Genomic DNA, 6,514 nt, shown 5'->3' on the forward strand with positions numbered 1-6,514 from the left:
CCTATGCCGACGAACGGTTCGGCATAGGTCCGGCAAGGGGTGTGATCGAGGATCGCGTAGACGGTTTTTGCAAGGTCGCGTTTGCTGCCGAGCCAAGGGGCGACGGGACTGACTTCAACGGGAGGTTCATCACCTACTCCTTCCATGTTCCACGGAACATATAAAGAACCCTAGCTGAATACCCCTGATCTGGTTCGCTAGGCCATGCCTGTTTCGGCTCGCATATTTTCGATCTACATTAGGTGCTGAAAAGGGATCAAAATGCAGCCTGAACACGTCCAGTATCTTCTTGACTTGCCGTTAGATACGCTCGCCTCGCTTGTAGCTGGCTACCTCGGCTATCGTATCGCTTACACCGGAAGAGATACGAAACATGGAACTCTCGATGTTCTATTCATCACCTTTGCATTTGCATTCATAGCTAAGACGACGTTCTTCGTCGCTACTGCCTATGAAGCCAAATCTTGGGTTCTATTCGGCAGTTATGCGCTCGGGCTCTGCTTGGCCATAGGCGCTGCATGCGTTTGGCGAAAGTGGTTGATGGACAGAACGTTCAAGGTCTTACGAGCGACTGGCGTTTCCGCCGCGGATCGATGCACCACCGCTTGGGAATCCATGCTGCATCGTAGCCGCAGCCCACAACGCCTAGTAGTGCGTAAGAAAAACGGTGAGCGGATGATGACACTCAACCTTGCGGATTTCACTAATGCTCCGCTCGGAACGTGCCTTCTTGGTGAAGACGGTTCAGTCGGCATGTACGTTACTGACATAATGCACGCTGGAACCACGGAATGGGAGGAACGTCAGGTCTTCGATCCAGCCAAGCCAGATTGGGGTTACGATATGACCTTCATACCGGCGTCAGAAATTCTCGAGGTGCGCATCAGCCTACATGATGCCGACAGCCTGAAGGCTGGCTCGCGCCATCAAGAAACCCTCATCCGAAAGGAACCTAGCCTTTCGGCTTTGGCGGCGGAGAGGAACTAGGTTTTTGGGACAGAGGCTGCTCAGAACGAATGATCTTTTTCATGGCCTCCCCTACTCCTTGGGTTTTGGTTTCGCTTCGATCGGCTTGAGTTCTGCGGTGCGCTGTACGCTCCCCAAAACTCGCCGAGGGTCGTTGACGTCAATCCTCACACCCAACTGCCGCTCGGCCTGCTGGATCGTGAGCGTCGGCTTCTTTTTGTCAGTCATGCTTTCATCCTTTTGGCTTTGGCGGCGGCGGCGAAGCTGGCTTGGTTGTCGGCGGCTGATGTGTTGTCTGGCCTTTTCCCTGCGACATTGTCGTCCCCTTATCCTTTGGGCTTCGGTGGAGGTGGTGTTGTGGGCTTGCTCGCCACAGGCTGATGTGAGTCGCCGACACGAACTTTCGACAAGTTGCTTCCTTTCAATGCTACAATCTATTCAGGCGCTCCGATATCAGGCAGATGATGCTCGACCTTGAAAACACGAGCGAGCCGTTTGCCGACGCCCGTCAGCTGATGGTTATGAATCCTGACCCTAAACTTCTTCGGGGATAGATGCACGATCCTGAGGTGACAATGACCAGAATTCTTGGGAAGCATAACTCGTCAATCGGCGCGGAATGCTGACCCCTTATCGGCAGGCAGTATTGGATGTGCCTCAATCGTGATGCAGGACGGCGGCACAGGATTAGTCTATCGCGATTAGGCGGGCTCGTAGTGTATCGATGTTGGTGCGGCCATGCAGCTGGCGTTTCAGTAGCTCCAGGCGGTTGATTTGCCCTTGGTTTGACCGTTGGACCATGGCTCGCGTAGGACGGCCGCGACGGCGGCTAGGTCCTTTCGAAGACCTCGCGCGAATGTGGCGATGGAGTTGCTTTCTGCAGCCCCAGTTCAGGGGGTCGGGTCGGCCAAGGGCGAAACAAAACTGCTCGGCCCGTTGCCGCCGGTCGGGCCTCGCCGGTGCTGCGCGGCGGCATTGCCCGAACCGGCCATCGGAAACGCGGCGCAGCATTTCGAGATGCGGAGCGTCTGCGATGCCGCCCATAGCTGCCGGTCAACCTCGACAGATGCTGCGTGGCCGCATTCCCGGAAGCGGACGGTCGATGAGTGGCGCAGAAAATCGCCAGCTGGGACGTCGGCGTTGCGGACAAACCGGTAGTTCGTACGATGCGGCCTAGCGTCGACATCCTTGGTCACGAAAGCCCCAAACCGGTCGTTCAGACGTTTTCCCGTGGCTGCACGTGCAGCATCCAGCTACTCGGGCCGAAGCTTCAGGCGTGAAACCGGCGTCGATATTCGGCGGGAGACAGCCCGACGATACGTGAGAAAACTTTTCGAAAAGCGCCCGGGTCGCTGTAGCCGACTTCCCACGCAATCTGATCGACGTTTTTTGCTCCAAATTGCAGCAACTCACGCGCCGTTCGCATCCTTAGGCGCTGGATGTAGTCGGTCGTCGTCAGGCCCGTCGCCTTCTTGAACCGGCGAAGGAAAGTTCTGCTCTCCAGCCCAGACTCCGTGACCAGGCGGGTCAATTCGACTTCCTTCGCGTCGCTTGCCTCCAACCAGTGCTGGACCTTCAGCACTGCTGCATCGCCATGCGTCAGGTTGGGCGCGAAGCCGCTGTAGTAGCGTTGTTCCCGGTGCGGGGGATCGACGAGCAGGGTCTGGGCGGTTCGGATCATCGTGTCAGGGCCAAGGATGCGGTCCACGATCTTCAGCCCGACATCCACCCAAGACATCGCGCCGCCCCCGGTGATGAGATCGCCATCCTCAATTACCATCCGGTCCAGATCCAGTCGGACTTTCGGGAAACGTTCGCGCATCGTATGGTCGAAGGTCCAGTGCGTGGTGATCGTGCGGCCGTCCAGAAGTCCGGTCTCTCCCAGAACGAACGCGCCAGTGCAGATCGAGGATAGAGTCACACCTTCGGCATGGCGTGCGCGCAGAAATGGCGCTTCGGCCCTTGCTACCTCGCGCGGGATCGGCTTGCCCAGCGTCGGCGGCACAATCAGCACTTCGGGCGAGGCCTCGGCCTCCGGCATGGTGTCATGCACGCGATCCCCGTCCTGCCAATGGCTGATGCGCAGCGTGTGGACGGTATTGAAGCGCTGCAGTGCGACGACACGGTTGGCTGTGGCGAATAGATCCGTCAATCCCAACACCGCCGCCATCTGCGCGCCGGGATACAGAACGATGCCGACTTCAGTAACATGGTCCGACATGGCGATACTGCCCCTATATTTGTCGATAGCGCCACTTATAGACCTAGTCGCTGGCGGATATCTACCGTGTCCAAAGAAGGAGATCCTATCCCGTGCAGATCACGCAAATCCGCAATGCCACGCTGCGCATCGACTTTGGCGGCACCCGCTTTCTGGTCGATCCCTATCTCGCAGACAAAGGGACCTATGAGGGGTTCGAGGCCTCCGTAGATCCCGCGCAGCCCAATCCCCGGGCCGATGTCCGCAACCCGACGGCCGAGCTTGGGGTGCCGATGGCGCAGATCCTCGACGTGGATGCCGTCATCGTCACCCATACCCACGCCGATCATTGGGACGAGGCGGCCGTCCGGCTGGTCCCCAGGCACCTTCCGCTTTTCGTGCAGAACGAGGCCGATGCCGCGACGATCCGTGGACAGGGGTTCGAAGATGTCCGCGTTTTGGACGACAGCTCGGTATTTCTGGGCGTGACCCTGACCAGAACTTCGGGCCAGCATGGTTCGGACGAGGCGCACAAGCTCATGGGAGACGTGATGGGTGTTCTGCTCCGACACCCCGACGAAAAGCGCCTCTATGTCGCCGGTGACACTGTATGGAACGATCATGTCGAAGGAAACCTTGCCGAGCACGCGCCGCAGGTCGTCGTCGTGAACGCGGGTGACGCGCGTATCGTCGGCCTTGGTGCGATCATCATGGGCGTGGACGATGTGAAGAAGGTCTGCGAGGCTGCGCCGGATGCAACGGTCATCGCCAGCCACATGGAGGCCGTCAACCATGCCGAACTTACCCGGGACGCGCTTCGGACGGATGCCGAAAAACGCGGCTATGCGCGCAACCTGCTGATCCCCGCCGATGGCGAGACGATCTCGCTTTAACCCCCCGAACAAGGAGAAAATCATGACCAAGACAGCAGTTATCGTCGTTGATTTGCAAAAGGACTATCTGACCTCCGGCCGTTTCGCGCTGGAGGGGATCGATCAGGCCATCGCCAATGCCGGGACCGTCATCGCCGCTGCGCGGGCCGCGGGCGTGGCGGTGTTCAACATCCGCCACGAAAATCCGGTCGGCGCCCCATTCTTCGAGCCGGAGACGGACGGCGCGCGGATCATCCCCGCGGTAGCGCCAGCGGACGACGAAACGGTGATCACCAAGAACTTCCCGAATTCCTTCCGCGAAACCGGCCTGAATGAGGCGCTTGATGCAGAGGGTATCACCGATGTCGTCATTGTCGGCGCGATGAGCCATATGTGCATCGACGCAACGGCCCGCGCCGCAGCCGATCACGGCTATGCCGTAACGGTTGTGGCGGATGCCTGCGCCACGCGGGACGCCGAGTTCGACGGGCGCGTCGTTCCGGCGGCCGACGTGCATGCATCCTTCATGTCGGCACTGGCCTTTGCCTATGCCGAGGTAAAAAAGACCGCCGACGTCCGCTTCGGCTGAGCGGAGGAAGGGGGCGGATGCGGTCCGTGATCGTCCCCTTTGAGTAACATCACCCTTATCGGATACGAGATACCCCGTGGAATCCCTGCCCAAGCGCAACCTTGCCGTCCTCGTCGCCGCGCAGTCCCTCGGCGGCGCCAGCGCACCGATCGTCATCTCCTTGGGCGGATTGGTGGGCCAGCAGTTGTCCAGCAATCCGGGGCTGGCAACGCTTCCCGTCAGTTTGTTCAACTTGGGGCTGGCGCTCGGCACGCTTCCGGCTGCCGCGATCATGCGGCGTTTCGGCCGGCGCAGCGGCTACCTTCTCGGGGCGGCCATCGGGGTCGTCTCGGGTCTGATCGCAGCCGCCGGAATCTGGATCGGGGCGTTCGCGGTGTTCTGCTTCGGCACTTTCGCGGCGGGGCTTTATGCGTCCTACGTCCAGACCTATCGCTTCGCGGCCGCGGATGGGTGCGAGCCTTCGGAACGGGGTCGCGCGATTTCGTGGGTGATGGTCGGGGGGCTTATCGCCGCCGTGATCGGGCCGCAGCTCGTGATCCTAACGCGGGATTCGGTGTCCGGCGTCGCCTACGCAGGCAGCTTCCTTAGTCAGGCTGCGCTGGCGATGATCGCCCTGCCTGTTCTTGCCATGCTGCATGCACCGCGTCCCGCAAGTGAAGCAGCGGCCAAAGGCGGGCGTAGCGCGAGGCAGCTTTTGTCGTCGCCCTCGTTTCTGCTTGCCGTGATGGCGGGCGTCGTGTCCTATGGGCTGATGGCATTCGTGATGACGGCCGCGCCGATGGCGATGGTTGGTCACGGTCATTCGGTCGATCACGCCGCACATGGCATCCAATGGCACGTCCTCGCAATGTTCGCCCCCAGCATCCTTACCGGAAGATTGATCGCCCGCTTCGGCAAAGAGCGCGTGACGGCCACCGGCCTTGTCATCATCGGGCTGTCAGGTGCAGTTGCCCTTGCGGGTCTGGACGTGACACACTTTTACATCTCGCTGATCCTGCTGGGCCTCGGATGGAACTTCGGCTTCATCGGTGCGACGGCGATGGTGGCGGATGCGCACACCGATGCCGAGCGTGGCACGGCGCAAGGGCTGAACGACTTCATCGTCTTCGGCACCGTGGCGGCAGGGTCGTTCTTCTCGGGCGCTCTGCTCCAGACATCGGGCTGGAGCTTGATTAACCTGCTGATCTTCCCGGCAATCGTGCTTGTGCTTGCTCCGCTCATCTGGAGGATGGCAACCGCAAAAAGCGTTCCAGCACCGTAGGCCAACAATGCAGACGTTTCTCGGAAGATCGTGTCGTTGACCCCTCCACATTCGGTGCCAACAAATATCACCAAAGTTCTCGAATATTCGCGATCGCTGCGCTGCAGCGAATGGCGGGTTTCGCGGATTTATCTAGGTTGCGACCAAACCAACTGAGGCCGGCCCAATGCGGACGGTCGCGTGCCGCCAATGCCGCGCTGCCGCATTTCACAAAGCCGCCGTTCGGCACTTACTGTGCAGATCTAGGCAAATACGCTCGAGATGCGTCAAAGCACGTTCTTCGAAGGCCTGACGTGTCGCCCATCGCGCGGAAAGTGCTGAAGCGTTGCGCACCACTTCCACTTGTTCAGGTGAGGTTTTCGCCGCGCACCGCGGCGAATTCTGCTGCCTCGGCTTTCTGAAGCCGCATTGGCTCACTTCTTCGAAGTTGCCTGCATTAGGCCACGGCTTGGCTATTTGCCAACATGCCCTCTAGCGGTGGGAATATCCTGGGGCTGGTGCAGCGGTTCGGGCGCAATCAGCTGGCACTGTCGTCCAGCGTGGCCGCCAGAAATTCGCGGGTGCGGTCCTCGGAAGGATCAGTGAACAGATCTTCGGGAGCGCCCTCTTCGCAGATGCGGCCCTGA

General features: G+C 60.0%; 7 protein-coding genes and 1 pseudogene. 4 read left to right on the plus strand and 4 right to left on the minus strand.

The features are described from left to right. Positions 1-261: 261 nt before the first annotated feature. Positions 262-987 (plus strand): hypothetical protein, encoded by a 726-nt coding sequence (locus FN835_RS19120; RefSeq protein WP_142664839.1) that lies wholly within the window; start codon positions 262-264, stop codon positions 985-987. A gap of 51 nt (positions 988-1,038) precedes the next feature. On the opposite strand, the gene FN835_RS21345 is transcribed toward FN835_RS19120, so the two are convergent. The 4 genes and pseudogenes from FN835_RS21345 to FN835_RS19135 form a co-directional block, all read right to left on the minus strand. Continuing rightward, positions 1,039-1,194: a hypothetical protein gene (locus tag FN835_RS21345; RefSeq protein ID WP_185958754.1), complete on the minus strand. Its 156-nt coding sequence runs from the start codon at positions 1,192-1,194 to the stop codon at positions 1,039-1,041. A 459-nt stretch (positions 1,195-1,653) separates the two neighbouring features. Further along, positions 1,654-1,832: pseudogene (locus tag FN835_RS21685) on the minus strand (ISL3 family transposase); the annotation flags it as partial. A gap of 24 nt (positions 1,833-1,856) precedes the next feature. Further along, on the minus strand, positions 1,857-2,162 hold the full coding sequence (locus FN835_RS19130) for a hypothetical protein (protein ID WP_142664840.1): 306 nt from the start codon (positions 2,160-2,162) through the stop codon (positions 1,857-1,859). A gap of 74 nt (positions 2,163-2,236) precedes the next feature. Then, positions 2,237-3,187 (minus strand): GlxA family transcriptional regulator, encoded by a 951-nt coding sequence (locus FN835_RS19135; protein WP_142664841.1) that lies wholly within the window; start codon positions 3,185-3,187, stop codon positions 2,237-2,239. A gap of 92 nt (positions 3,188-3,279) precedes the next feature. Between FN835_RS19135 and FN835_RS19140 the strand changes: the two genes are divergently transcribed. The 3 genes from FN835_RS19140 to FN835_RS19150 all read left to right on the plus strand — a co-directional run bounded on the left by FN835_RS19140 (position 3,280) and on the right by FN835_RS19150 (position 5,888). Beyond that, positions 3,280-4,059, plus strand: coding sequence for an MBL fold metallo-hydrolase (locus tag FN835_RS19140; protein ID WP_142664842.1), 780 nt, complete (start codon positions 3,280-3,282; stop codon positions 4,057-4,059). A gap of 22 nt (positions 4,060-4,081) precedes the next feature. After that, positions 4,082-4,627 (plus strand): cysteine hydrolase family protein, encoded by a 546-nt coding sequence (locus FN835_RS19145; protein ID WP_142664843.1) that lies wholly within the window; start codon positions 4,082-4,084, stop codon positions 4,625-4,627. 76 nt (positions 4,628-4,703) lie between these two features. Then, the gene (locus FN835_RS19150) at positions 4,704-5,888 is read left to right on the plus strand and encodes an MFS transporter (RefSeq protein ID WP_142664844.1); all 1,185 of its coding nucleotides are present in this window, start codon (positions 4,704-4,706) and stop codon (positions 5,886-5,888) included. Positions 5,889-6,514: the final 626 nt, after the last annotated feature.

This window comes from Paracoccus laeviglucosivorans, from assembly GCF_900182695.1.
Lineage (GTDB): Bacteria > Pseudomonadota > Alphaproteobacteria > Rhodobacterales > Rhodobacteraceae > Paracoccus > Paracoccus laeviglucosivorans.